The sequence below is a fragment of the Pseudomonas saponiphila genome (assembly GCF_900105185.1).
Lineage (GTDB): Bacteria > Pseudomonadota > Gammaproteobacteria > Pseudomonadales > Pseudomonadaceae > Aquipseudomonas > Aquipseudomonas saponiphila.
In genome coordinates this window covers 22,841-46,163 of the sequence record NZ_FNTJ01000004.1, presented here as the reverse complement: position 1 = coordinate 46,163, position 23,323 = coordinate 22,841, and the positions used below count along the sequence as shown (strand labels likewise).

At 61.1% G+C, this 23,323-nt stretch carries 29 protein-coding genes; 25 read left to right on the top strand and 4 right to left on the bottom strand.

The genetic code is table 11. The annotated features are described in order from the left end of the window. Window positions 1–277: 277 nt before the first annotated feature. The 22 genes from BLV47_RS35055 (at window position 278) to istB (ending at window position 15,149) form a co-directional block, all read left to right on the top strand. On the top strand, window positions 278–895 hold the full coding sequence (locus tag BLV47_RS35055) for a recombinase family protein (protein ID WP_092321030.1): 618 nt from the start codon (window positions 278–280) through the stop codon (window positions 893–895). Then, complete coding sequence (locus BLV47_RS35050) at window positions 882–2,018, top strand: replication initiator protein A (protein ID WP_092321029.1); 1,137 nt, start codon at window positions 882–884, stop codon at window positions 2,016–2,018. Before BLV47_RS35055 ends, BLV47_RS35050 begins: the two co-directional genes overlap by 14 nt. A 608-nt stretch (window positions 2,019–2,626) precedes the next feature. After that, window positions 2,627–3,280, top strand: a complete 654-nt coding sequence (locus BLV47_RS35045) for a DNA-binding protein (protein WP_049289292.1) — start codon at window positions 2,627–2,629, stop codon at window positions 3,278–3,280. 329 nt (window positions 3,281–3,609) lie between these two features. After that, window positions 3,610–4,035, top strand: coding sequence for a DUF192 domain-containing protein (locus BLV47_RS35040; RefSeq protein ID WP_049289293.1), 426 nt, complete (start codon window positions 3,610–3,612; stop codon window positions 4,033–4,035). A gap of 9 nt (window positions 4,036–4,044) precedes the next feature. Beyond that, a complete protein-coding gene (gene vapB, locus BLV47_RS35035) occupies window positions 4,045–4,281 on the top strand; it encodes a type II toxin-antitoxin system VapB family antitoxin (protein ID WP_049289294.1) in 237 nt (78 codons plus the stop codon). Further along, complete coding sequence (locus BLV47_RS35030; protein WP_049289296.1) at window positions 4,278–4,715, top strand: PIN domain-containing protein; 438 nt, start codon at window positions 4,278–4,280, stop codon at window positions 4,713–4,715. Before vapB ends, BLV47_RS35030 begins: the two co-directional genes overlap by 4 nt. 6 nt (window positions 4,716–4,721) lie before the next feature. After that, window positions 4,722–5,258 carry a hypothetical protein gene (locus BLV47_RS35025; RefSeq protein ID WP_049289297.1) on the top strand — a complete coding sequence of 179 codons (537 nt, stop codon included), beginning with the start codon at window positions 4,722–4,724 and terminating at the stop codon, window positions 5,256–5,258. 15 nt (window positions 5,259–5,273) lie between these two features. Then, the gene (locus tag BLV47_RS35020; RefSeq protein ID WP_092321028.1) at window positions 5,274–6,086 is read left to right on the top strand and encodes a 3'-5' exonuclease; all 813 of its coding nucleotides are present in this window, start codon (window positions 5,274–5,276) and stop codon (window positions 6,084–6,086) included. After that, complete coding sequence (locus BLV47_RS35015; RefSeq protein WP_049289835.1) at window positions 6,076–6,387, top strand: hypothetical protein; 312 nt, start codon at window positions 6,076–6,078, stop codon at window positions 6,385–6,387. The genes BLV47_RS35020 and BLV47_RS35015 overlap by 11 nt, the downstream gene beginning before the upstream one ends. 63 nt (window positions 6,388–6,450) lie before the next feature. Continuing rightward, window positions 6,451–6,714 carry a hypothetical protein gene (locus BLV47_RS35010; protein WP_092321027.1) on the top strand — a complete coding sequence of 88 codons (264 nt, stop codon included), beginning with the start codon at window positions 6,451–6,453 and terminating at the stop codon, window positions 6,712–6,714. 15 nt (window positions 6,715–6,729) lie between these two features. Further along, window positions 6,730–6,984: a hypothetical protein gene (locus BLV47_RS35005; RefSeq protein WP_092321026.1), complete on the top strand. Its 255-nt coding sequence runs from the start codon at window positions 6,730–6,732 to the stop codon at window positions 6,982–6,984. A 680-nt stretch (window positions 6,985–7,664) separates the two neighbouring features. Further along, window positions 7,665–8,501 carry a DUF932 domain-containing protein gene (locus tag BLV47_RS35000; protein ID WP_092321025.1) on the top strand — a complete coding sequence of 279 codons (837 nt, stop codon included), beginning with the start codon at window positions 7,665–7,667 and terminating at the stop codon, window positions 8,499–8,501. 55 nt (window positions 8,502–8,556) lie between these two features. Continuing rightward, window positions 8,557–8,985, top strand: a complete 429-nt coding sequence (locus BLV47_RS34995; RefSeq protein WP_078132644.1) for a hypothetical protein — start codon at window positions 8,557–8,559, stop codon at window positions 8,983–8,985. A gap of 15 nt (window positions 8,986–9,000) precedes the next feature. Next, a complete protein-coding gene (locus tag BLV47_RS34990) occupies window positions 9,001–9,513 on the top strand; it encodes a hypothetical protein (protein WP_092321024.1) in 513 nt (170 codons plus the stop codon). A gap of 51 nt (window positions 9,514–9,564) precedes the next feature. Next, a complete protein-coding gene (locus BLV47_RS34985; protein WP_015272403.1) occupies window positions 9,565–9,915 on the top strand; it encodes a TrfB-related DNA-binding protein in 351 nt (116 codons plus the stop codon). A gap of 47 nt (window positions 9,916–9,962) precedes the next feature. Next, window positions 9,963–10,175, top strand: coding sequence for a hypothetical protein (locus BLV47_RS34980; protein ID WP_208605351.1), 213 nt, complete (start codon window positions 9,963–9,965; stop codon window positions 10,173–10,175). A 652-nt stretch (window positions 10,176–10,827) separates the two neighbouring features. Beyond that, window positions 10,828–11,142, top strand: a complete 315-nt coding sequence (locus BLV47_RS34975; protein ID WP_092321022.1) for a hypothetical protein — start codon at window positions 10,828–10,830, stop codon at window positions 11,140–11,142. A gap of 49 nt (window positions 11,143–11,191) precedes the next feature. Continuing rightward, the gene (locus BLV47_RS34970) at window positions 11,192–11,746 is read left to right on the top strand and encodes a single-stranded DNA-binding protein (RefSeq protein ID WP_092321021.1); all 555 of its coding nucleotides are present in this window, start codon (window positions 11,192–11,194) and stop codon (window positions 11,744–11,746) included. A gap of 218 nt (window positions 11,747–11,964) precedes the next feature. After that, window positions 11,965–12,219 (top strand): hypothetical protein, encoded by a 255-nt coding sequence (locus tag BLV47_RS34965; RefSeq protein WP_065862388.1) that lies wholly within the window; start codon window positions 11,965–11,967, stop codon window positions 12,217–12,219. A gap of 71 nt (window positions 12,220–12,290) precedes the next feature. Then, window positions 12,291–12,467 carry a hypothetical protein gene (locus BLV47_RS36385; protein WP_167365761.1) on the top strand — a complete coding sequence of 59 codons (177 nt, stop codon included), beginning with the start codon at window positions 12,291–12,293 and terminating at the stop codon, window positions 12,465–12,467. A 359-nt stretch (window positions 12,468–12,826) separates the two neighbouring features. Further along, window positions 12,827–14,512 (top strand): IS21 family transposase, encoded by a 1,686-nt coding sequence (gene istA, locus BLV47_RS34960; protein ID WP_062838241.1) that lies wholly within the window; start codon window positions 12,827–12,829, stop codon window positions 14,510–14,512. Continuing rightward, a complete protein-coding gene (gene istB / locus BLV47_RS34955) occupies window positions 14,400–15,149 on the top strand; it encodes an IS21-like element IS1474 family helper ATPase IstB (protein ID WP_062838242.1) in 750 nt (249 codons plus the stop codon). Before istA ends, istB begins: the two co-directional genes overlap by 113 nt. Before the next feature lie 317 nt (window positions 15,150–15,466). Here the strand turns inward: istB and BLV47_RS34950 are convergent, their stop codons facing one another. The 4 genes from BLV47_RS34950 to BLV47_RS34935 all read right to left on the bottom strand — a co-directional run bounded on the left by BLV47_RS34950 (window position 15,467) and on the right by BLV47_RS34935 (window position 17,981). After that, complete coding sequence (locus tag BLV47_RS34950; RefSeq protein ID WP_092321020.1) at window positions 15,467–16,246, bottom strand: SprT-like domain-containing protein; 780 nt, start codon at window positions 16,244–16,246, stop codon at window positions 15,467–15,469. 268 nt (window positions 16,247–16,514) lie between these two features. Further along, window positions 16,515–16,898, bottom strand: coding sequence for a plasmid stabilization protein StbC (gene stbC, locus BLV47_RS34945; RefSeq protein WP_279626617.1), 384 nt, complete (start codon window positions 16,896–16,898; stop codon window positions 16,515–16,517). Between the two features lie 18 nt (window positions 16,899–16,916). After that, entirely contained in the window at window positions 16,917–17,621 is a 705-nt protein-coding gene (gene stbB, locus BLV47_RS34940; protein WP_049289571.1) for a StbB family protein, read from the bottom strand. Between the two features lie 3 nt (window positions 17,622–17,624). Then, window positions 17,625–17,981 carry a StaA gene (locus BLV47_RS34935; protein WP_092321019.1) on the bottom strand — a complete coding sequence of 119 codons (357 nt, stop codon included), beginning with the start codon at window positions 17,979–17,981 and terminating at the stop codon, window positions 17,625–17,627. 494 nt (window positions 17,982–18,475) lie between these two features. Here BLV47_RS34935 and BLV47_RS34930 point away from each other — a divergent pair, with 494 nt between their 5' ends. Genes BLV47_RS34930 through mobF form a run of 3 tightly spaced genes read left to right on the top strand, consistent with a single transcriptional unit; the run spans window position 18,476 to window position 23,298 of the window. Further along, window positions 18,476–18,805, top strand: coding sequence for a hypothetical protein (locus tag BLV47_RS34930; protein WP_078132663.1), 330 nt, complete (start codon window positions 18,476–18,478; stop codon window positions 18,803–18,805). Then, the gene (locus BLV47_RS34925) at window positions 18,805–20,343 is read left to right on the top strand and encodes a type IV secretion system DNA-binding domain-containing protein (RefSeq protein WP_049289576.1); all 1,539 of its coding nucleotides are present in this window, start codon (window positions 18,805–18,807) and stop codon (window positions 20,341–20,343) included. Before BLV47_RS34930 ends, BLV47_RS34925 begins: the two co-directional genes overlap by 1 nt. After that, entirely contained in the window at window positions 20,344–23,298 is a 2,955-nt protein-coding gene (mobF, locus tag BLV47_RS34920; protein ID WP_092321018.1) for a MobF family relaxase, read from the top strand. Window positions 23,299–23,323: the final 25 nt, after the last annotated feature.

Here is a 23,323-nt window from a genome sequence, read left to right as displayed (position 1 = left end):
CTACTGGGGTATTCCTTGCTGGTAAATATGGCCTCAGCGACCAATACAGCCTGGCCGTTATAGGCGGGGGCATTATTGTCGTATTGCTGTCGATCCGCCGTTCTGAAGACTTTGGTCTAGCAGGCATCATCATGGGATCAGCCGTGGTCGGCGCAGGGTGTGCTTCCGTGCTGGGATCTCCAGCCGTCTCTCCCCTCCTGTTTTCTATCTCTCTAGCGTTAGTCGTGGCAGGTTCAACCCTCCGTATTTTCAGTAACTATTGAGCTGGGAGGCGCTGATGCGTAACAGCAAAGACACTTCCACCCTCGACATACTGACGGGTGGCCTGCGCATCGGGTATGCGCGAACCAGCAAACAGGACCAGAACCTGGACCTACAGCGAGACGCGCTTATTGCCGCTGGCTGCACGCGGATCTATGAGGAACAGATCAGCGGGGCCAAGACAAACCGGCCCGAACTGGAGCAGATGCTAAAGGCGCTGCGCCCAGGTGACACCGTTGTCGTCTGGCAGCTCTCCCGGTTCGGTCGAAGCCTCTCCCACCTGCTCCAACTCATGGCCCAACTGGAGGCCATGCAGGTTCGCTTTGAATCGCTCAAAGAACACATCGACACCAGCACGGCAGGCGGGCGTTTGCAGTTGAACTTATTGGCCACCCTGGCGGAGTACGAGCGCGAGCTGAACCGCGAACGCACCATGGCCGGCCTGGATGCAGCACGCGCACGCGGGCGAAAAGGGGGCCGTAAACCGACGCTCGGGGCGAAGGAGATCCGCGATATCAAGATCCTGTTGGCCGACCCCTTGACGACCGTCAGCGACGTGGCCGCCAGGTTCAAAGTCAGCAGAACCACCATCTACAAGTATCTGAGCAAGGAGGCCCAGCATGTCGTCCAATGAGTTGTTTGATATCGATCCCGACGTGGCCACCTCGCCACCGCCGAAACGTCGCCCAGCGACCAAAGGCCCCTTGGTCGGCCAGGACGCAATCAACATCGACAAGTGGCGCAAGCGCATCGAGGCCGAAGCACGACCAGGCGAAACCTACCAGCAGGCGGCGGAACGACTGAAACGCGAAGAAGCCAAGCAGCCGAAGGACAAGGCACCAGGGCGCGAAGCGGTGAAGGCCTCAGCGGGACGCAAGCAAGTTGTTGTGCTCGAAACGCAGCTCGATTTCTGGATAGCTACCGGCCTGCCAGCGATCCCAAAGGACGAGCGGCCTACGATGGAGCACCCGATCTACGCCGTGGAAGACGGCGATACCAGGCAGATCAGCTACGAGCACAACGGGAACAAGATCGAGATCATTCCCAGCGTTGCCGGTCGGGCGACCCAGCACGACAAAGACATTGTGCTGTTTTGCGTGTCGAAGCTGGTCGCCGCGATCAACGCTGGAATCCCGGTATCGCCGGTCATCGAAACGACCGCCCATGAACTTCTGAGCTTTACCCGCAGCAGCACCAGCGAACGCGGCTACGAGCTGCTTAGCAAGGCGTTCGATAGGCTTACCGGGACTCGCATGCGAGCCACCTTCGAATCGACGAAGGATCGGAACGGAAGCCGGCGCTGGGTTGGCCTGCTCGATGACGTGGAGATCATCACCAGGGGCGCCAAGAACCGCATGTGTGCGATTCGGATCAAGGTATCAGACACCACGTACAACGCTGCAACGGCCATGGACGTGTTGACGATCCCTGGCGACTACTTCGGCCTGCGCAGCGCCATCGCCAAACGCATCTATGAGCTTTGCCGGAAGCATTGCGGCGACCAGGGCCAATGGAAAATCGGCCTGGCCCTCCTGCAAAAGAAAGTCGGAAGCGCCCAGCCCGAAAAGAAGTTTCGCGCCAGGGTCAAGGAGCTGGCCGAGGCCGGCAGCTTGCTCGACTACTTCATGACCTATCTGCCCGACGAAGACGCGGTGTTGTTCTTCAACAAGTCCAATGCCGGCAAAACGGCCTTGCTCAAAGCCACTCGCAGCGGTATCAAGAAGCCACGCAAGGCCAATGCCGCTCCCACTGCATGAGTCATGGCAATTCGTCACTCCAGGGACCGGAAGGGGTCAATCCACTGATGTGTAAGGGTTTTTCTCTATTGATCCAGGCGTGCTTGAACTGTACCGCAGCCCCTTCGGGGGCTTTATCTGCGCATTCGTCACTCCAGGGACCGCGCCCAATTTCACGCCCTAGACGATTCGTCACTCCGGGGACCGCAATTCGTCACTCCAGGGACCGCCGATTCGTCACTCCGGGGACTGGGGTTCGTCACTCCAGGGACCGCCGATTTCGTCACTCCAGGGACCAGAACCACCCGCCAGCCCAGGTAAATCAAGGCCTCGCAAAACGCTAACAACGCGCGCGCGTATTAACCCTTTAACTTAAACCTTTAACGGCCTTGTTTTGGCTTGGCTTGTGGATAACTCACGGGTAGCGCTCGACACCGGCACCGCGCACAACGAACCGACACACCAGACCAACCCGACCCCTCCCCGTTTCTGCTGCTGCGCTCTGGTGCGGTGGCGTGCCGCCGCGCTGGAGCGGAGCCAACAAGGCCGACTGGCCGCGTTAGCCTGTATTGTATTTTGTAGTATGTTGTATGATACTACACGCTACAACATACAAAGGAGCACGCCCCATGGCACTCACCAAGGAAATGATCTGGAAGGCCGCCGACGAACTGGACGCAGACGGCACTAAGCCCACCCTGGCCAACGTGCGCAAGCGCCTGGGCGGCGTCGGCAGCTTTACGACCATTCAGGAGGCCATGAGCGAGTGGAAGAACCGCAAGCAGCAAGAGGCCCAGCCACTCATCGACCCACCACCGCCTGCCCTGGCGCAGTTGCTTGAGAACTTCGGCGCCGATATCTGGAACCTGGCCCGCGTTGCTGCCGACCAGGCACTGGAGGGGAAACGCCGGGTGATCGAAGAGAATGCCGCGCAGATCCGCGAGCAGGCCGAGGAAGCAATTGCGCTGGCTGACAGCATGGATGCAGAACTGCACGATCTTCGCGCCAAGATCGCCGGTCTGGAGGAAACCGCAGCGCTGTACCGCGAGCTACAGGCCAGCTATAACGCCCTGGAGCAACGTGCCGAGCTGGAGTTGAAGCACCAGAAGGAGCACAGCGCCCAGGAGATCCACCGGGCTGTTACCAGAGCAAACGAAAAGGACTCCGAAGCTATCGAGGCACGCAAAAGCGAACGCCTGGCCCTGGACCGCGCCGCACGCGCCGAGGGCCAAGTGGAAGCCTTGGAAAAGCAACTTGACCAACAGTCGAAGAAGAGCAAATAGGCCGAGCCATCGACCTAGCCCAAGCCCGCGGTGCGGGCTTTTTTTTGCCTGCCGGCAGCGGCCAGCCGCTCGCAACGGACAGACTCGGGCAAGCCTCGCTAGTCAGCCACGCGCACCAGGCTCTACGAAGATTCAGGGATTCTTGGGAAGGGGATTACAGGAGGGCCAGAAATGGCGAAGCCCGCTGCACGGCAATGCAAACGGGCCTCTAGTGCTCTGCGAAGGAGCGCATGACCGCAGTATAACGACGCACCCCAACACGCTCAATTGCTCAATTGACATATGCTCGCCATATGCTAGGATTCTCTCAGAGATTGAGGGAGGTTCCGATGCTCAACCGCTGCTTACCTGCATTGCTTTTGGGGTCCGTGCTCACCGCTCCGGCTCATAGCGCCGACTGCCGGTTGTCGTTCCAGAATGGCGCGACCCTCGACCTACCCGTGGCCACCACCGAAGCCGCACAGGCGCAGGGCCTCACCGGTCGGGCAGATCCAGGGCGCGGCATGCTGTTTCTCTGGACTACGCCGGCAGTGCGGTTTGTATGGATGAAGAACACACCAGCCCTGTTAGAGGCCGCTTGGATCGGGGCAGACGGGGTTATCCAGAGCGTGCAGGAGCTGGAGCCACACACGACCACCAAGCATTCATCATTACGGCCCGCCCTGGCCATTATCGAGGTTCCACGCGGGCAGTTTGCAAACCTCGGCATCGAGCGCGGCAGCACCATCACCGGCTCAACGTGTTTCAACTTGTAGGAGGTTCCCATGCGTACCGTTTCCATTTTCATGAACAGCCGAAACCAGGCGATCCGTATCCCTCGGGATATGGAGTACCAGGGCGTTTCCGAGCTGGAGATTATCCGCGATGGTGAAACCCTGATCCTTCGCCCTGTGCGCCCCTCCTGGGCATCGCTGCGCGAAGTGGCTCCCGCAGATCCTGACTTTCTGACCGAGCGGAAGGACGTGATCGAGGAAGGCCGTTTCCTGGGTGACTTCACATGAGCAAAAAGACGTACATGCTCGATACGAACATCTGTTCGTTCATCATGCGCGAACGCCCCGAGGCGGTACTGGCCAAGCTGGAACAAGCAGTTATCCACCAGCACCGGATAGTCGTTTCAGCAATTACCTACTCCGAAATGCGTTTCGGGGCCGCCAACCCCAAGGCATCGCCCAAGGTGGCTGCGATGGTCAACGCCTTCGTCCAGCGACTGGACGCCATCCTGTCTTGGGACGCCGCCGCCGTGGATCAAACAACACAGATCCGCACTACCCTCGCCCGCCTGGGCACGCCCATTGGCAACAACGATGCAGCCATTGCCGGCCACGCCCTGGCCGCTGGGTGTGTGCTGGTCACGAACAACACCCGCGAATTTGCCCGCGTGCCTGGCCTAGTCCTCGAGGACTGGACCCAACCCACCACTACCAAGAGTTGATACGCCATGACCGAATTGGAACAAGCCATCCTTGATTGCGCCCGACTGCACCTGGCCCAGTTGAAAGGTGCACTCGCACTGCCCAATGGTCCCGAGCGTTCAGACAGCTTTAGCTCGGCTTGGTGGCAGCTCACCGGCCTGGCCCAGCTTGCCGAGTTCCACAGCGGGCTTAGCCAGCCCGCCCGCGATCAGTTGCGCGCTATCGACCGCGAGGCCGCCCAGGCTGCGAGCAGCAATCGCGAGTCGTCCGGTACCGCGCAGTTTGCCGATAGCATCGCCGCCACGCTGGCCGACCCCACCACCTCGAACTGGCTAAAGCAGAGTCTCAACGAAGCCTTGGCACGGGATAGCGTGGACGCCGCCAATGACGCCCAGGTGCTTTTCGAGCTGCTGGCCCACCGCAGCGAGGAAGAGTTGCGCGCCGCCGCTCTCGCCGCCTCCGGCATACCGGCGCCGACCCTGGCTGTTCGCTTTGCAGACGGTCGCGCTGGGACGCTGGACGTGTCTCAGGCCCGCCATACGATCATTACTGGCGACAACTGACAGGAGGCCCCAGGGATGGCAAGAGGGCGTATTCACCTCACCCCTGCAGAAGCGGAGGCCAAAGGCTGGCTGTGCTGCCGCGATCTCAAGGCGCGCCACCGCCTAATGCCTGGGTATAGCACCCGGCCTGCCGGCAGCGTCTGGCAAGGTCGCGGTGCCTACCATGTTTACGACCCCGCCGATTGCGTGCCCTGGAAATGGGAGCCAAGTGCCGCGCAGCTTCGCCGGAAGGACGTGGCTGCCCGTGCCCAGGCGCTGATTGGCGGTGATTGTCTGCTGCTGGACACAGAAACAACGGGTGTGGGTAATGACGACGAGGTGTGCGAAATCACGATCCTCGACGCGAGCGGCACGCCCCTACTCAATACGCTGGTACGCCCGACTCAGCTGATTCCAGCGGAGGCTACAGCGGTTCACCGCATCACCAATGACATGGTGTCCACCGCACCGGGCTGGCCCGAGATCGCAGAGCAATACGCTTCTATCGTCGCGGGGCGAACGGTCGTTGCCTACAACGCTTCCTTTGACGTGCGCCTGCTTTCGCAGACCCACCAGCGGCACGGCCTTGTCGCCCCTGCGCTGGCCACCGCCTGCGCCATGCTGCTGTATGCCGAATGGCATGGGGAATGGGTTGAAGGCCGATATGGGTGCTGGCAATGGCGCTGGATCAAGCTGATCGAGGCCGCCCGTGAATGCGGCGTGCTGGAGGATGGTGCCCACCGTTCCCTGGCCGACGCTCGCATGACCCTGGGCGTGCTGCGTTACCTGCACAAGCGCACCAATGGACGCAAACCTTCTACCAAGCGGAGAACTGAACATGCCCAGTGATTACGATTTCAAGGTTGTGAGCAAGGAAGACGCCGTGCGTTACCTGCTGGTGTGGGAGTCGAAAGGCTATGCTCGCCTGCTCGATGTGGTGCGGATGTTCGACATGGACGATGGCGGCGTTACCGTTGGATTCATGGACTACGGCAACCCAGATACCGTGGTGATCGTGCCCGAGCACATGAACCGCACGTATACCAAGCAACAGCACGCCCTGGCAGCGGTCGGCGCGATGTTTGATGCGGTCGACGAGTGGAACAAGGTCATGGCCGAAGTGCGCCAGGTCGTGGGTGTGCAGTCATGAGCACCACTGATGATCGGGCGGTCAAAGGCCGACAGGCACCACTCATAGAAAGGAACCCCTGCGATGTTGACGATTGAAGCCACCGAATTAAAAGCCCTGGTACAAGCCAGTGATCAGGCACACCGAGAATTGATCCAGGCCAGTGAGGCCTGGCTCGACATTCAGGCGCGGCTGTTCCGTGTGCCTGCTGACCCGGCGGATGAGGTCGCTGAGGTGATTGCCAAGGAGGCCGTAACAAAGGCCCGAGCTGGGCATACTTACGCGATGGGAGCGGTTGTGGCAGCGCTGCGCAACGCAATTATCAAGGCCGAGCACGGCACCCAGTAGGAGGAAAGCGCGACCATGAACCCTGATTTGTTGCCTGGCTTGATCCTGCCGCCGAGCTATCTGGTCGTGTTGCGCAGGCGCCTGGCCGAAGTGACCAAAGCCACCAGCGCAGCGAATTGCTTAATTGCCCAGGCCCGCGCCGAGGGCATGGTAGAGGCCCTGGAGCTGCTGAAAGCGCTGGAACAACAGCAGGTTGAGCGCCTGTATTTGTTGATCGAGCAGGCCGCCACAGCGCGCTTGCTGGAGCTGGAGCAGGGTGCCGGCGAGTGACCGACCTGCCGTCATCCGAGGCATAGCGCGAGGCCTTCGGCCCGGGCTTTCGTGCTGCGCATCGAGCCACGGCTGCGCCGCGTCTCGCCCCTTCGGGCTTCAATCCCTCTCGCCTGCGCACCTGGCCTGCCAGGCGCTGCGCGCTCCGCTTGCCCTCCGGCCTGTCGGCCTGCGCGGCGGCCTGCTGGCCACCTTGCCGCCCCTGCGCGTCCTGGGTGTGCTCATCACCCTCCGGCTGGCCGCTATCAGCCCTAGTCGCCTACCCTCCGCTGGGCCTATGCCGTCAAGGGGCTTTCGCGGCATATGCTCACTCCCTTCGGTCGCTCCGCTATTCCACGGTCCCCATGACGGCGGCCCAGCTCCGGGTAGTCGGGGCTTACCGCGACCAACCGAAGGCTGACGAGCAGATCCACCGGGGAAGATTCACGCTCCAGGGCAAAAGCGAGGCTGCACCCGCTTCGCGGGCGCGCTTGATGTTTACCTCCCGCTCCCACCTCGGCATCTAAGCAGCTCCGAAAAGCGCGCTGCGTCAAGTCAATTATTCGTCAAAGAATGTTTTACCAACAGTTGACGAAGGCGCCACGATTTGAGATACTAACCACGTCGAAGCAATACCGCCTCGACACCCCGGAAACCAGCGGCGGCAACCGCTCCGGGGAATCTGCGAAGGAGATACAAAAATGCGTCTTTCCAGCAACTTCCGTAACCCGTGCATGATCCGCAGCGATGCCCCTCTGACCAATGACGAGATTGCCCGCGTGGCGCCCTCGATCTTTGCCGAGGAAGCGCACGACAGCCGTTCGGAACGTTACCTGTATATCCCCACCGTCGCGGTGCTCGATGCGCTGCGCGCCGAAGGGTTTCAGCCGTTCATGGCTTGCCAGACCCGCGTCCGTAACACCGACAAGCGCGATCACACCAAGCACATGATTCGCCTGCGCCATGCCAGCAACATCATGAGCAAGGAAGCGAACGAAATCATTCTGCTGAACAGCCACGACGGGAGCAGCAGCTACCAGATGATGGCCGGCAAGTTCCGTTTCGTGTGCGCTAACGGGCTGGTCCTGGGCGACATGGCGATGGATCAGAAAGTGCGCCACAGCGGCCGCATTGACGTTGTTAACGACGTTATCGAAGGCGCCTATGAGGTGCTGGGCCAGTTCGAGCAGATCGACGCCAACCTTGACGACATGCAGCACTACCACTTGCGCCAGGAAGAGCAAGAAGCGTTCGCCATGGCGGCCCTGGCCTACCGCTATGACCCATCCGAAGGCCCTGCCCCGGTCACGCCGTCGCAACTGCTGATGCCGCGCCGTGCCGAAGACCGCGCAAGCGATCTCTGGACCACGTTCAACCGTGTGCAGGAAAACACCATCAAGGGCGGCTTGCGTGGCCGCAACAAGCAAGGACGCCGGACCACTACCCGCGCCGTTAACGGCATTGACCAAGACGTGAAACTCAATCGCGCCTTGTGGGTGCTGGCCCAGGCCCTACGCAGCGGCCAAGCCGCCGCGTAACTGGCGAGCCGGGCGCTAGCCGCCCGGCTTTCCCCCGCCCTTGGAGGATCGAACCATGTGCAAAGTCTTCTATGTCCCTGGCCATACCGCGATCATCGACTATGCCCGCCAGATCGCGCCGAACATGTGGATGGCCCAGCATTCCGGCCTGATGTTGCCCGAACTGCGCGTGCGCTACCCCGGCGCGATCCTCGGCGACGAAGAGACGTTTTTGATCGATCAGGAACGCGCCTACGGCACGCCACCGGCCCGCACGACCGCCGCCCGTTTCGATTTCAACCTTTCGCAGCGGCCCGTGATCGACTACCACGCCGACGAGCTGGGCGCGTCGTTCAAGCTGGCCGACCTGGACCACGGCAACATGACGACCATTTTTGCCCAGTGGGGCGGGCGCTACTGGACCTTGACGGGCCTGGCCACCCTGCCCCACCTGCTCATCATGCGCCGCATCGCTACCCACTCCCTGGCCGTGGCCAAGGCCTAAGATCGAGGACCGACCATGACTTACGACCGCACGTTAGAAGCCTACCGATCGTTACTCAGGGCGAACCCTGGCCACGGCCTTGTCATCCCTGGCGATTGCGTGGCGTTTCTGCTCGACTCCGACCAGCTCTACGCCTGCCAGGTGCAGGACGGTCGGCCACTCTTGGCGTGGATGTTCCCCGTTACCGCCGAAGCCTGGGACGAAGACGACGAAGCATGGTTGAGCGATCCGGGCGGCCTGGAGACAGCCGACGCGCTCAACGACCCGCAGTTTGTGCCCCTGCTGGTATGGGACCGCGAGACACTGGAGAGCGAAACCGTGGCGGCAGTCGCCGCCAAGGTTGGTACCAGTGACCAGGGCGTTGCCATTACTATCGAGCGCAACAACGAGGGGACGTTTTACGTCATCTGGAAAGCCACCGCCCAGGGCGTCAAACGGCACCGGCTTCATGCCGGTTCCACAGACGCCCGCCGCTTGGAAGCGCATGCGCGGGGCTTCATCGAGCAAATTAACCAGCAGCACGCTTGACCCGTAGCCCTGCCGGTTGCAGGGCATTTAGCCAACAGTAAGGAACCGCGAATGCAGCCCACCCAGCCGAAATACACCGCCGAACAATGGACCGCTTCCCTGCCGGCGCTCCGGGGCATGTCCACCAAAACCCTGGACATTGCCAGGGCGGTGCTGGTGGAGGGCAAGGAACCTATCGAGGTGGCCAACAACATCGGCCAGTCGCGGCAGCTTGTACACGCTGCAATCAAGCGCGTAACCGCCGTGCTGGAGCGCCAGACCGTCGGCCTTGTGCCTGTCATGGTCTGGCTCACCCCCGAGGAAGCCGAGCAGGTCAAGCAGATGGCCGCCAAGCATGAGCAGCCAAAGGAGGCCCAACCAGGGACCACAAAGAAAACACCTAACCGACAGAAAAAGGCCTAGATAGCGCCTTGCTGTCACGGACAGATCGACTGCTGAGGGAATTGCAGATGCTTACACCAACAGAAGAAAAGGGCGTGCTCGATTACCTGGCTTGCCTTGCATGGGTAGCCAGCGCCGAGGTTGAAGAGATCCGCCAGCGGCTGGAATCAGCGGAGGGCCAGGCCCGCGAGGATCTGGTGACAGCGATCAAGCAGCAGATGGGCGGCAACCGTCCAGAATTGGCCTGGTACTTCCACCACCTGGCCAGCGAGAAGATCTAGTGCGAGGCCTGCGGCCCGGGCTTTCGTGCTACGCATCGAGCCACGGCTGCGCCGCGTCTCGCCCCTTCGGGCTTCAATCCCTCTCGCCTGCGCACCTGGCCTGCCAGGCGCTGCGCGCTCCGCTTGCCCTCCGGCCTGTCGGCCTGCGCGGCGGCCTGCTGGCCACCTTGCCGCCCCTGCGCGTCCTGGGTGTGCTCATCACCCTCCGGCTGGCCGCTATCAGCCCTATTCGCCTACCCTCCGCTGGGCCTATGCCGTCAAGGGGCTTTCGCGGCATATGCTCACTCCCTTCGGTCGCTCCGCTATTCCACGGTCCCCATGACGGCGGCCCAGCTCCGGGTAGTCGGGGCTTACCGCGACCAACCGAAGGCTGACGAGCAGATCCACCGGGGGAGATTCACGCTCCAGGGCAAAAGCGAGGCTGCACCCGCTTCGCGGGCGCGCTTGATGTTTACCTCCCGCTCCCACCTCGGCATCTAAGCAGCTCCGAAAAGCGCGCCGCGTCAAGTCAATTATTCGTCAAAGAATGTTTTACCAACAGTTGACGAAGGCGCCACGATTTGAGATACTAACCACGTCGAAGCAATACCGCCTCGACACCCCGGAAACCAGCGGCGGCAACCGCTCCGGGGAATCTGCGAAGGAGATACACATGAATACCAGCACCTTTCTAGAGGACGCCGATTTCCTAACGAACGAAGACTTTGTTTCGTTCGCTAGAGGGCTGCGCAAACCAGAGGCTGCAATCATGGATTCCCAGGCAGTAATCCAACATCCGTTTAACGTATGCGCGGTCATTGTCCTGGCCGATCTCATCGACCTGATTCGTTACGAACTGGAGGTGATCGAGGACGATGAGCTGGGGTCGCGGAGAGGGGTTGACCTGTTCAATGAGATGGTGGCCAACGTACACAGCGAAGCCGAGAAACAACTGCTGATCGACGCAATCAACGACGCATTCATCTAACCTAACGTGCCCGGTTTAACCGGGCACTTCGCGAGAAAGGAGACTCATCATGGCCCGTGGCGTAAACAAAGTGATCCTCGTTGGCACTTGCGGACAAGACCCCGAAGTCCGCTATTTGCCCAATGGCAACGCCGTTACCAATCTGAGCTTGGCCACCAGCGAGCAATGGACCGACAAACAGACAGGCCAGAAGGTCGAGCGCACCGAGTGGCACCGCGTTTCGTTGTTTGGCAAGGTCGCGGAAATTGCCGGCGAGTATCTGCGTAAAGGCTCCCAGTGCTACATCGAGGGCAAGTTGCAGACCCGCGAATGGGAGAAGGACGGCATCAAGCGTTACACCACCGAGATCATCGTGGACATGCAGGGCACCATGCAGCTACTGGGCGGGCGTCCGCAGAACCAGCAACAGCAAGGCGGCGATCCGTACAACCAGGGCCAGCAGCAGGCACCACGTCAGCAGGCCCCGCGACCACAACAGGCCCAGCGGCGACCAGCCCAGCAACAGCCGCCGCAACCTTCCCCGCAGCCCGCCGCCGACTTCGATAGTTTCGACGACGATATCCCGTTCATGGACCCGTACCGCTTCACTTGGATGATGCAGTGACGTGACTGCCTGCCCCGCCCTGGACATGTCCGGGGCTTTTTTTTGCCCAATGATCCGGCGCAGTTTTCGTAAATGTATCGTCAAATATTGTTTTACGAACAGTTGACGAGGGCCGCAAGTTTTGAGATACTAACCACGTCGAAGCAATACCGCCTCGACTCCCCGGACACCAGCGGCGGCAACCGCTCCGGGGCAATCTGCGAAAGGAGATTCAACCCATGACTATCGAAACCCACATCCTGTATTTCAGCGAAGCCGAGGCCCTGCGCGAGTTCAGCGGCTTCACCGTTGAAGTTTCCCATCAGGCTCGCCCGAACCAGACCCCATCCAACGTCACCATGTACATGATCGTTGCCCAGCGTGGCGGCATCGGTCGTCGCGAGGTGATCGCCGAGTTCCCACTGGAAATGCACGCCGAGATCTTTCGCGACATGTGTGAAGGCTTTGTGCGCAGCGAGCGCCTGACCAAGTAAACCAACCCCGGCCCGGATACCAGCGGCGGCAACCGCTCCGGGCCTTCCTCTGCGAAAAAAGGAGTCACCCGATGGCTACTCAAACCCTTCCCTCGTTCCGCGTCTTCCTGGCCCGCCTGGCCGCTTCTGCGCGCCGCGCAGCGGCTCCAGCTTGCCCGGTGCCGTCCATGCAGCAACTGGCCGAGCACGGCCAGTTAATGGAGGCCGCCGACCTTCTGACCCTCGCACGGGCTGTTAAACGGGCTTAACCCCACTACCCAACCGAGCGCCGCGGCTTCGCCCCGGCGCTCCCCGCTGGAGAACAGGATATGTACGGACACCAGACCACGCCGACCAGGGCCGCCAAGACGTGCCAGGCGCTTGCCGCCGCTGCGCGCAAGGCTGCGGATTTCGGAGCACCGTGACCGGCCGTTTCGGTTGATCGTGACCGGTCATTTCGCTAACGCGTGACCGCTCATTTCGGTAGCAACGTGACCGATTTTCCGCCTGTTCCGAAACAGGTGGTCACGGCTTACCGAAATCGCCGGTCACGACTTAGCGAAAGCCTTCCCCTTCGTTGCGCATGACCTGATGCGCCGCCATCCTCGACCGATTTCGGGAGAGGAAGATGGCGGCGCCGCGAGTAGCCATGCGAAACATCAAAGAATGTCTGCGCCTCAAGTTTGAGGCCGGCTTGTCCCACGAGAAGATTGCCCGTGCCTTGCAGCTGTCCAAGGGCGTGGTTAGCAAGTACATCGCGGCGGCGCGGGTGGCCGGGCTGGACTGGCCGGCGCTGGTGGCCATGGACGAGGCCGCGCTGGCGGCCGCCTTGTTTGCACCGACGTCGACGAACAAGCCGCGCGGTGAGCGAGTGCTGCCCGATGTGCTGAGCATCCACCGCGAGTTGCGACGCAAGGGCGTGACCTTGCAGCTGCTGTGGGAGGAATATCTCGCCGCGCATGCGGGCCAGCCGACCTACCGCTACACCCAGTTCGTCGAGCACTACCGGCGCTACGCCCAGACGCTCAAACGTTCGATGCGTCAGCTGCACCGTGCGGGCGAGAAGCTATTCATCGACTATGCCGGGCCGACGCTGCCGGTGGTCGACCCGGCCACCGGCGAAGTGCGCCGGGCGCACATCTTCGTCGCCGCCCTGGGCGCCTCGAATTACACCTATGCCTGCGCGACGCCAGGCGAAACCCAGGTGGACTGGCTGACCTCGCTGGGCCAGGCTCTGACCTACTTTGGCGGCGTGCCGGAAATGGTTGTGCCGGACAATCCGCGCGCCCTGGTCGCCCAGCCGGATCGCTACGAGCCGGGCCTGAACCGGGCCACGCTGGAGTGCGCGCGTCATTACCAGACGGTGATCCTGCCGGCACGGCCACGCAAGCCTCAGGACAAGGCCAAGGCCGAGGTGGCGGTGCAGGTGGTCGAGCGCTGGATCATGGCGCGGCTGCGCCATCGGCAGTTCTTCAGCCTGCATGCGCTTAACCAGGCCATCGCCGAGCTGCTGGAGGATCTGAATCGGCGCCCGTTCAAGCGGCTCGATGGCTGCCGGCGCGACTGGTTCGAGCGCCTGGATCGCCCGGCCTTGCGAGCGCTGCCGGTGCATCCCTACGAGGTCGCCACCTTCAAGCGCTGCAAGGTCAGCATCGACTACCACATCGAGGTCAATGGCAGCTTCTACAGCGTGCCCTCCGCCCTGGCCCGGCAGAACGTGGACGTGCGACTGACGGCACACACCCTGGAAGTGCTGCATGGCAACCGGCGGGTGGCCAGCCACCTGCTGCTGGGGCGACGCGGCGCTTACAGTACCCAGCGCGAGCACATGCCCGCGGCGCACCAGGCGCATCGCGAATGGACGCCACAACGCCTGCTCGACTGGGGCGCGCGGATCGGCCCCTACACGCGCCAACTGATCGATCACCAACTGACCCACAAGCCGCACCCGGAGATGGGCTACCGCGCCTGCCTCGGCCTGCTCTCGCTGGCCCGGCGCTATGGCAATGCACGCCTGGAAGCCGCTGCCGAACGTGCCGTACACCTGCGCGCCTTCACCGGGCGCAGCGTGCGCAACCTGCTCCAGCAAGGCCTGGATCAACAGCCGCTGCCCCAGCGTGCCGCCGAAACGACCTTACCCGGCGACCACGAGAACGTCCGTGGCGCCGACTACTACCAACCCCCGCAACAGGAGCTGTTCGATGATGCCGCAACACACCCTGAATCAACTGCACCAGCTACGCCTGGACGGCATGGCCCGCGCCCTGGAAGAGCAATGGACGCTGCCGGCCAGCCACAGCCTGAGCTTCGATGAACGCCTCGGCCTACTGCTCGACCGCGAACTGGCCTGGCGTGACAACCAGCGCCTGGTACGGCTGCGCAAGAAGGCCAAGCTCAAGTACGCCAACGCCTGCCTGGAAGATCTCGACCGCCGCACCGGACGCGCCCTGGACGAGCGTCTGATCGCCACCCTGGCCAGTGGCGACTGGATCCGCCAGCAGCACAACCTGCTGCTGACCGGCCCGACCGGTGCCGGCAAAACCTGGCTGGCCTGCGCCCTGGGCAACCAGGCCTGCCGCCAGGGCTATAGCACCCTGTACCTGCGCACCCCGCGCCTGCTGGAACAACTGCGCATCGCTCATGGCGACGGCAGCTTCGGCCGTACCCTGCAACAGCTGGCAAAGGTCGACGTCCTGGTGCTGGACGACTGGGCGCTAGCCCCGCTGGAGGAAGGAGCCCGGCATGACCTGCTGGAGGTGATCGACGACCGCGCTGGCAGCCGCTCCACCATCCTGACGAGCCAACTGCCCATCGAGCACTGGCACGGCTGGATCAACGACCCGACCCTGGCCGATGCCATCCTCGACCGCCTGGTGCACAACGCCTACCGACTGACGATGAAAGGCGAGTCGCTGCGCCGAAAAAAAGCCGAGGAACAAGCCGCATCGTGACCGATGCGATTACAATCCAGAACCCGCGCAACCGGGGTGGAAGCACCGGTCACGTATTAGCGAAACGCTCGGTCACGTTCACCGAAATCCGCACAAGGCCGAGCTGCAACACGATTGGGAAGTGGCCGCAGAGTTCTACGAGGCCGCCGCGACGTTCATCACCAAACCGGGCGAACTGGCGCACCGCGATAGCGCCGGCTTGCTGCGCAAGGCCGCCGCATGCTGGGAAGCTGGAGATCGAGGCCGGGACGTAGAGCCTGGCCACCGTTGAGAACGTGGATTGCGCAATCCAAAAGGCCCGCTTTCGCGGGCCTTTGTCATCGTGCTACCGGCTGGAATGGCGACCCGCCGCAGTGCTCGCCGCCGCACAGAATTGCCAGCTCAGGCTTGCCCCAAACCTGCGTAGCGCATTTCGGGCACCGATACTTGACCCGGTTTGACCGGTTCGGCGGCACCTCGGGCGGCAGCTCGACCAGCTCACCGAGCGGCCCCAGGTCATCGCCGCCCTGATCCACGCCTAGCGCCTGCCCTTCGTCCTCTCCGTCCACGTCATCGACAAACCCGCGACCGTTCGAGCCGGTCGGCGGATCAATTTGCGGTCGCTCCGGGGGGAAACGGTCGTACCACGACAGGGAGAAGTCCCGCGTCAGCAGCTCCGCGCAGCTCACGTCAAAGCGCCCGCCTGGGATGATGTAGTGATCCATTTGTTCGCCCAGGCGCTTACCACCAGGTGCGCCGGTATTGCTGGGCATCAGGCCCAGGGCTTCCATGCGGGCGGCCCATTCTTTGTTGTGGTAGCCACGCCGGCCAGGCGCGCCAAAGTGGAACTGCCACAGGTGCACCATTTCATGGGCCAGCACCGACAGCGTTTTACGCAATGAACGAATCGCGAAGTAGCCGGGGTTCATGGCGATTTCATCGGTCATTTCACCGCTACGACGGGCGAAGCGCTTGCGCGAGAAGTAGCCGTAGGTTCGGCGTTCACGCTGGAGGGTGATAAGGCAGTCCGGTAGCTGGCCGTCGAACAGCTGGACGTTGAAGTGTTCGTACGCCAGTTGCAGCTCGGCATAGACCTCATGAGTCGGCAGTAGCGACATGGTGACGATCCTGTCTTGTGGATTGTGCAATCCAGTTTAATGGAAGTGGATTGCGCAATCCAGGGCGAGGCCTTCGGCGCGGGCTGTCGTGCTGCGCATCGAGCCACGGCTGCGCCGCGTCTCGACCCTTCGGGCTTCCATCCCTCTCGCCTCCGCGCCCGGTTCCCAGGCGCTGCGCGCTCCGCTTGCCGCACGGGAGCGCCTGCGGCGACTCCCACAAACGGCGAGGCCGCCTTGCGGCGGCCTCAGCGTGTGTCACACCCCGGCGCTAGCCGGCAACTAGGCGGTAGAAGAGCAGGGCACCGCCCAGGCCTCCGGCCAGGCCGGCGATGCCGGCGCAGATCGCCGCCACCCACACCGTCCGACGCTGGGTCGCGGCCAACAGGCTTTTGGCTTGGCGGTCCAATTTTTCCAGGGCCTTGTCATGCCGTGCCTCGGTTTCCCGAATCGCGGAAGTCAGCTCCCGATGGGCCGTGACCAGCTCGGCACGCGCATCCTCGACCGTGGAGGCCAGGCTTGCGCCGGCCTCCTGCATCAACTGGTGCACCTCGCGGGCCGCCGCAACCGCGCCTTGGAGATCGGACACAATCTCTCTGGAGTCGCCCAGGAACCACTCAATTAATACTTCTTCTCTCGGTTTCCTAGAATCCATTACTGGTACTCCGGTCGCTTAGGCCGTCAAGGCGGCGTAGCATTCGTCCAAGTTTTGACGAATAGGTTTTGCATAACTTGTCCAACGATAGAGACTTACATACTTGCTGCGCTGCGCCTCATCAGCTTCGGCCCGTGCCAGCGCCTTGTAATCGGTATCGTCACCGATCAACTGATCGAATGACATTTTGTTAGCAGCCAAATAACCATATACGTCGCTATCAAACAGGAACGCGCCTGGCTTGATGGTGGCCTTCTTGGTCTTCTTTACATAGTTGTAGATCGACGGAATTTCGGCCTCGGGGTTATCTTGAATGCGGTTCGGCAGCAGAATAATGCGATCAGCCGAAACCCCCATGGTCGCCAGCGCTTCTACAGTCTTCAAACTTTCTTGCCACGCTTTTTGCTCAGGCGTGACCGGAACAATGAATTGTTCGATTTCATCTATGAAGCCGTGGTAGCGCGAACCGGCTTCAAAGAACGACTCAATGTTCGACGCGCCAATGTCAATAATCGCCACGTCCTCAAGTACCAGTTCCTCGATCAAATCGCCTACTTCACGACCGCGCATGGTCTTAACCTCGGCAATGCCCAGGTCCAAAGCAGACTGGTTGATCGACTCGATGGCGAAGAATACAGAACTTGGCATGCGAGGGTAGAGCAGGTGCGCTGCGATAGTGGTTTTGCCGATGCTGCCGCTGTAGTTCAAGATGGCTCGTTTCATACGCTATTTCCTTTTGCCCGTATATTTATCATCAAGATCCGAGAAGTCCATGGAGTGGACTTTCTCAAAATCGCTACTGGTGACGATGCGACCCTTTAAGGGCGCCTCGGGTGGCGTGGGTTCTTCGTTCTGGATTGCGCAATCCACTTCCTTTCCCTGGCCATCGTTCCCCGGTCGGGGTAGCGGTGGAGTGGTCGCCGCTGGTGTTCCAGCTCGCTCCTGCCTGGCGGCCCTCGCTCGCATCAGCGCCTTGCAAAATCCGTTGAACCCGATGGTCATGCCGTGCTCATTTTTGAGCGTTTCCCATACATCCTCCCGTGAGGCTCCGGCTGTCAGTGCGGCCTCGATCTCGCCGAGCATGTTCCGCACCAGGGCCGAATCGCTCCGTGGTTTTATTCGCGATAGTGGCATCGCTGATCCCTCGTTATCGACCTCGGGCACTTTTGTCCCCTGTTTGTCTCTGATCCGTACTCTAAACGTCCCTTTTCGGTCTGGCAAGTCCCTTTTTTGTCTCTTCGTTGTCTTCACTCCGTCTCTCGATTGTCTCTAAAGCGTACCCAGTGGCACCCCTAGGCCGCGAAAAGCCCCTCACGCTGCGCGTGAGGGATCAGGAGGACGCTTTTTTGCGGCCTCCGAGGGGTGCAGACGGCTGTTTTCTCCCTTAAAAGCAGAGCGGTATTTTCCCTTAACGAGCTATACACCATACGCAACGCTTCGCGTAGCTAAGTCGTTGAAAAATAAAGCATTTTCAACGACCTACGGAAAAGCGTAATACCTGCGTAAGACAAAAGTAGGCGCAGCCCCTGATTTTGCTGTATTTTGTGTCTTACACACGTCAGACAAGGAGGCCATCCGTGCCCACAGTGAGCTTTCGATGCACCGAAACACAGAAAATCGAGCTGGAAGAGCGGTCGCAGGGCGACATTTCGGAGTATGTTCGCCGGCAGCTTTTCCGGCAGATGGAGCAGGAGGACACGCTAGAAATGATCCTCCAGCGCCTCGATCAACGGCCTGGTGGCGCCGAGCAACCGAGCGCAGGAATCGACCGTCAGTCGATGGCCATTTTGATCGAGCTGCTGTTGCTGCTGCGCACCGCGTCCAAACCGGACGCCAAGAGAGAGGCCCAGGCCGAGGTCGAGCGCCTGGGCCTCGACGTATGGGATTCATCAAAGAGGGATAGCTGATGAACGAGCGCCAACGATCTCAAATCTGCCTGGCCGTCATGGTACTGGTGCCCCTGTTCGCTTGGTTCTTTACCGCCAAGCTGATGTATGGAATTGAAAAACAAGGCGCTCGCGACAGGGTGTTTTACCTAGCGAAAAATACGTTCACCTTGTGGCCGCTTGCGGTTGCGTTAGTTGGTGGATTGATCCTGGCGATTGCGCTGTGCGTGCTTATCGTGAAGTTGAGCAAGACCACTTTTGCCGGCGCCCACTTCGACAAGTATTTTCGTGGTAGCCAACTTGTATCCCAGCGTGAGCTTAAACGGCTTACCAAGGAAAAAGAGGAACAAATAACTATTGCCGGCGTGCCTGTTCCTATTGCTGCTGAGGCGACACACTTCTCAGTTGGCGGAGCGACAGGTACGGGTAAAAGTACGATTTTCCGCGAAATGATGTACGGCTGCATGCAGCGGAAAGATCGAATGGTAATTCTTGATCCCGATGGGGAATTCCTATCAACCTTCTATCGCAAGGGGGATAAAATCTTGAATCCCTATGATGCCAGAACCGAAGGTTGGAACTTCTATAACGAAATCCGTAGTCACTACGATTTCGAGCGCTATGCAAAATCCATTATTCAAGTCTCAGACAGTAACGACTCGGAAGAATGGAATCAGTATGGCCGTCTTCTTTTTGCAGAGGTGGCCAAGAAGCTGTATAACACCACGCGCAATCCTGGCATGAGAAATGTATTTCGGTGGACTAACGAATGCAGTTCGGAAGCACTCCAGGGGTTTGTAAAAGGCACTCGCGCCGTATCGTTGTTCACTGAAAACGAGCGCGCTACAGGCAGCGTCCGGTTTGTCCTCAGTAATAAACTGCCTGCGCATTTTGATATGCCGCCAGGCAACTTTTCGCTGCGCCAGTGGTGCGAAGATCCTAACGGCGGCAACTTGTTTATCACTTGGGACGAGAACATGCGCGAAGCGCTGCGCCCATTGATTAGTTGCTGGGTTGATACCATTTTCACCAGCATTCTTGGGATGAAATCCAACCCCAAGCGCCGCATCTGGACGTACCTCGACGAGCTGGAGTCGCTGCAACGGTTGCCCACCCTGGGCGACATGTTGACGCGGGGCCGGAAGAAGGGCGGTTGCGTGGTATCCGGCTACCAGTCCTACACCCAGCTCGAATCTGTGTATGGCGAGAAACTGGCCGAAACGATGCTGGCCAACCACCGGACGATGGTCGCCCTGGCCGTTGGCCGCATGGGTACGGCCACCGCCGAACGCATGTCCAAAGCCTTGAGCGAGCATGAAGTGCTGCGCACAAAAGAAGGCCGCAGCTCGCGCTGGGGTGACTGGGGCACTCGCAGCGAGAACGAGGATGTGAAACCCGAGCGCATCGTTATGTCGTCGGAAATCATGGCCTTGAACAACCTCGAAGGCTTCCTGTCGTTCCCCGGCAGCATCCCGATTGCACGGGTGGCCATTGAGCCGATCAACTTCACCCGCACGAACCCGGTACCGGGCATCGTTCCAAACCTTGAGATCATCTAAATGCTCGATATCACGACCATTTCTCGGCAATCACTGGGCAAAGTCGTGTCGTACTACGCGGATGGTGCGGATGACTACTACGCAAAAGACGGCGGCGCCATGCAATGGCAAGGTGCCGGCGCCGAGGCATTAGGCCTGTCCGGGGAGGTAGAGCAGGCCCGATTCCGCGAGCTGCTGGATGGCCGGATTAGCGACAGCACGAAGCTCATGCGCACCGTCAAAGAGGCGGACGGCAAAGTGGTCAGCAAGGAACGGCTGGGGTACGACCTCACATTCTCGGCACCCAAGGGCGTGTCGCTCCAGGCCTTGGTCCACGGTGACGCCAGTATCATCGAAGCCCACGACAAGGCCGTGGCGGCGGCGATCCGCGAAGCAGAACGGCTGTCCCAGGCGCGGATAACGGTCAACAAGAAGACCGGCACCGAGAACACCAACAACTTGGTGGTGGCCAAGTTCCGACACGAAACGTCACGCGCCCTGGACCCCGACCTGCATACCCATGCGTTCGTGCTGAACATGACCCAGCGTAGCGACGGCGAATGGCGGGCACTAAAAAATGACGGCGTGTTCAATTCGTCCATGTTCCTAGGCAACGTCTACAAGGCGGAACTGGCCCGCGAGCTGGAAAAGGCCGGCTTCCAGTTGCGCTATGAGCGCAACGGCACATTCGACCTGGCGCACTTCTCCGATGAGCAGATCCGCGAATTCAGTTCGCGCAGCCAGCAGATCGAGGCAGCGCTAGCGGCGAAAGGCCTGGACCGCAGCACAGCGTCGTATGCCGAAAAGAACCAGGCCGCGCTGGCCACCCGCGACAAAAAGCAGGGTGGCATCGACCGCGAGGAACTGCGCCAGGTTTGGCTTGAGCGGTCGAGGGCCTTGGGTATCGACTACCACAGCCGCGAGTGGGCCGGCGTCGGCGCCGATGCCCAGGGCGGCAGGGAGCGAAACAGCGCGGCCACTCCGCAGATCGAGAAGCCCCTGGAGTACCGTGCCGACCAGGTGATCGAATTCGCGATCAAGAGTCTGACCGAACGCCAGGCTGTGATCGGACAGAAGGAGCTGATGGATACCGCGCTGCGCCACGGGTACGGCGCCCTCACCATCGACGATGTGCGCGCCGGCATCGAGCGGCGAGCCGCATCTGGCCACCTGATCCGCGAGGAACCGCTGTACTCATCACAGAACCCAGCCGATGGAAAGAAGGGGAAGGCCGCCGAGAAGGCCCGCCAGGAGGCGCCACAACTCAGCCGCAAGGAATGGGTAGCAAACCTTGTCCGCGCCGGAAAATCGCGCTCAGAGGCCGCCAGGCTCGTTGATGAGGGTATCCGCACCGGACGGCTGCGCCAGGGTGAAAACCGTTTCACCACGCACATCGCGCAGAAGCGCGAGCGCGAGGTGCTGCAAATCGAGCGAATGGGGCGCGGTACGGTTGAGCCGCGGATCTCCAAAGAAGCCGCCGAAGCCTTCCTTGCCGATCGGGGATTGAACGCGGAACAGCAAGCCTCGGTGATGCGGATCGCCCGCACACAAAACCAGTTCATCGGCGTCCAGGGTTTTGCCGGCGTCGGCAAAAGCTACATGACTGTAGCGGCCAAGGATCTGCTGGAAGCGAACGGATACCGTGTCACCAGCCTGGCGCCCTACGGTAGCCAGGTGAAGGCGCTCCAGGCCGAGGGCCTGGAAGCGCGCACTCTGCAATCGTTCCTCAAGGCCCGCGATAAGAAGATCGACAGCAACACCGTCGTGATTATCGACGAGGCCGGCGTAATTCCTGCGCGGCAGATGCACGAGGCCATGAAAACCATCGAGGCAGCCGGCGCCCGCGTCGTCTTCCTGGGCGACGTGGCACAGACCAAAGCCATTGAGGCGGGCAAACCTTTCGAGCAGCTGATGAAAGCCGGCATGGAAACGTCCCGACTGACTGACATTCAGCGGCAGAAAGACCCGCAGTTGCTGGAGGCGGTGAAGCTGGCCGCCGAGGGCAAATCCAAGCAATCGCTGCCGCTGGTGAACGAGATACGCGAGATCGAGGACAACGGGGCACGCTACCAAGCGATTGTCGACGCCTACGCCTCGATGCCGAAGGCCGAGCGCGACCAGGCTCTGATTATCACTGGTACCAACGCCAGCAGGATCGAGATCAACGAAGGGGTGCGCGAGGCGCTGGGACTGAAAGGGCAGGGCACGGAGTATCCATTGCTCAATCGCCTGGACACCACGCAGGCCGAACGCCGGCACAGCAAATACTACGGCAAGGGCAGCATTGTCGTGCCCGAGGTGGACTACAAGAACGGGCTGCAACGGGGCGTGCAGTACGTGGTTCTCGACACCGGCCCCGGCAACAAACTCACCGTGCGCGGGCCGGAAGGCGAGACATTGCAATTCACCCCGGCCCGTTGCACAAAGCTGTCGGTCTACAGCGTTGAGCGAACGGAGCTGGCCCCTGGCGATCAGGTGAAAATCACCCGAAACGACGCCGAAAAGGACTTGGCCAACGGCGACCGATTTGTGGTGAAGGAGATCCACAGCGACCGCGTGGTACTCGAAGGAGACAAAGGCCGCCAGGTCGAGCTGGACACAGCGTCGGCTATGTTCGTCGGCCTGGCCTATGCCTCGACCGTTCACAGCGCCCAGGGCCTCACCTGCGACAAGGTGCTCATCAACCTTGAAACCCAGTCACGCACGACCGCCAAGGACGTGTACTACGTGGCGATCAGCCGCGCCCGGCATGCAGCGGAAATCTTCACCGATAACCGCAAAAAGCTGGGTGCTGCGATCAGCCGCTTGAACGCCAAGGCCGGCGCCCTGGATATCAAGCAGCTCCAGCGGCACGCGCTCGAGCGCAAAGGACACGACCAGGCTGGCAAACAGAAGGACGCTGCGCAGAAGCAACAGCAAGGCCAGCAGTTGCCGGCCAAACAGCCCAAGGAAAAGGGCAGGGCATTCGGCCTGTAACCAGCAAAGGGGCTTCGGCCCCTTT

What these genes read in the sequence shown, in the direction of transcription:
- BLV47_RS35050 (WP_092321029.1), top strand. Translation starts at nt 882, where the DNA reads ATGTCGTCCAATGAGTTGTTTGATATCGATCCCGACGTGGCCACCTCG.
- BLV47_RS34950 (WP_092321020.1), bottom strand. Translation starts at nt 16,246, where the DNA reads ATGTCGCTACTGCCGACTCATGAGGTCTATGCCGAGCTGCAACTGGCG.
- BLV47_RS34985 (WP_015272403.1), top strand. Translation starts at nt 9,565, where the DNA reads ATGCAGCCCACCCAGCCGAAATACACCGCCGAACAATGGACCGCTTCC.
- vapB (WP_049289294.1), top strand. Translation starts at nt 4,045, where the DNA reads ATGCGTACCGTTTCCATTTTCATGAACAGCCGAAACCAGGCGATCCGT.
- BLV47_RS35030 (WP_049289296.1), top strand. Translation starts at nt 4,278, where the DNA reads ATGAGCAAAAAGACGTACATGCTCGATACGAACATCTGTTCGTTCATC.
- mobF (WP_092321018.1), top strand. Translation starts at nt 20,344, where the DNA reads ATGCTCGATATCACGACCATTTCTCGGCAATCACTGGGCAAAGTCGTG.
- BLV47_RS34995 (WP_078132644.1), top strand. Translation starts at nt 8,557, where the DNA reads ATGTGCAAAGTCTTCTATGTCCCTGGCCATACCGCGATCATCGACTAT.
- BLV47_RS34970 (WP_092321021.1), top strand. Translation starts at nt 11,192, where the DNA reads ATGGCCCGTGGCGTAAACAAAGTGATCCTCGTTGGCACTTGCGGACAA.
- istA (WP_062838241.1), top strand. Translation starts at nt 12,827, where the DNA reads ATGGCGGCGCCGCGAGTAGCCATGCGAAACATCAAAGAATGTCTGCGC.
- BLV47_RS34980 (WP_208605351.1), top strand. Translation starts at nt 9,963, where the DNA reads ATGCTTACACCAACAGAAGAAAAGGGCGTGCTCGATTACCTGGCTTGC.
- BLV47_RS35025 (WP_049289297.1), top strand. Translation starts at nt 4,722, where the DNA reads ATGACCGAATTGGAACAAGCCATCCTTGATTGCGCCCGACTGCACCTG.
- BLV47_RS36385 (WP_167365761.1), top strand. Translation starts at nt 12,291, where the DNA reads ATGGCTACTCAAACCCTTCCCTCGTTCCGCGTCTTCCTGGCCCGCCTG.
- BLV47_RS35010 (WP_092321027.1), top strand. Translation starts at nt 6,451, where the DNA reads ATGTTGACGATTGAAGCCACCGAATTAAAAGCCCTGGTACAAGCCAGT.
- BLV47_RS34965 (WP_065862388.1), top strand. Translation starts at nt 11,965, where the DNA reads ATGACTATCGAAACCCACATCCTGTATTTCAGCGAAGCCGAGGCCCTG.
- BLV47_RS35000 (WP_092321025.1), top strand. Translation starts at nt 7,665, where the DNA reads ATGCGTCTTTCCAGCAACTTCCGTAACCCGTGCATGATCCGCAGCGAT.
- BLV47_RS35020 (WP_092321028.1), top strand. Translation starts at nt 5,274, where the DNA reads ATGGCAAGAGGGCGTATTCACCTCACCCCTGCAGAAGCGGAGGCCAAA.
- stbB (WP_049289571.1), bottom strand. Translation starts at nt 17,621, where the DNA reads ATGAAACGAGCCATCTTGAACTACAGCGGCAGCATCGGCAAAACCACT.
- istB (WP_062838242.1), top strand. Translation starts at nt 14,400, where the DNA reads ATGATGCCGCAACACACCCTGAATCAACTGCACCAGCTACGCCTGGAC.
- BLV47_RS35040 (WP_049289293.1), top strand. Translation starts at nt 3,610, where the DNA reads ATGCTCAACCGCTGCTTACCTGCATTGCTTTTGGGGTCCGTGCTCACC.
- BLV47_RS34975 (WP_092321022.1), top strand. Translation starts at nt 10,828, where the DNA reads ATGAATACCAGCACCTTTCTAGAGGACGCCGATTTCCTAACGAACGAA.
- BLV47_RS35055 (WP_092321030.1), top strand. Translation starts at nt 278, where the DNA reads ATGCGTAACAGCAAAGACACTTCCACCCTCGACATACTGACGGGTGGC.
- BLV47_RS34990 (WP_092321024.1), top strand. Translation starts at nt 9,001, where the DNA reads ATGACTTACGACCGCACGTTAGAAGCCTACCGATCGTTACTCAGGGCG.
- BLV47_RS34935 (WP_092321019.1), bottom strand. Translation starts at nt 17,981, where the DNA reads ATGCTCGGCGAGATCGAGGCCGCACTGACAGCCGGAGCCTCACGGGAG.
- BLV47_RS35005 (WP_092321026.1), top strand. Translation starts at nt 6,730, where the DNA reads ATGAACCCTGATTTGTTGCCTGGCTTGATCCTGCCGCCGAGCTATCTG.
- BLV47_RS35015 (WP_049289835.1), top strand. Translation starts at nt 6,076, where the DNA reads ATGCCCAGTGATTACGATTTCAAGGTTGTGAGCAAGGAAGACGCCGTG.
- BLV47_RS34925 (WP_049289576.1), top strand. Translation starts at nt 18,805, where the DNA reads ATGAACGAGCGCCAACGATCTCAAATCTGCCTGGCCGTCATGGTACTG.
- BLV47_RS35045 (WP_049289292.1), top strand. Translation starts at nt 2,627, where the DNA reads ATGGCACTCACCAAGGAAATGATCTGGAAGGCCGCCGACGAACTGGAC.
- stbC (WP_279626617.1), bottom strand. Translation starts at nt 16,898, where the DNA reads ATGGATTCTAGGAAACCGAGAGAAGAAGTATTAATTGAGTGGTTCCTG.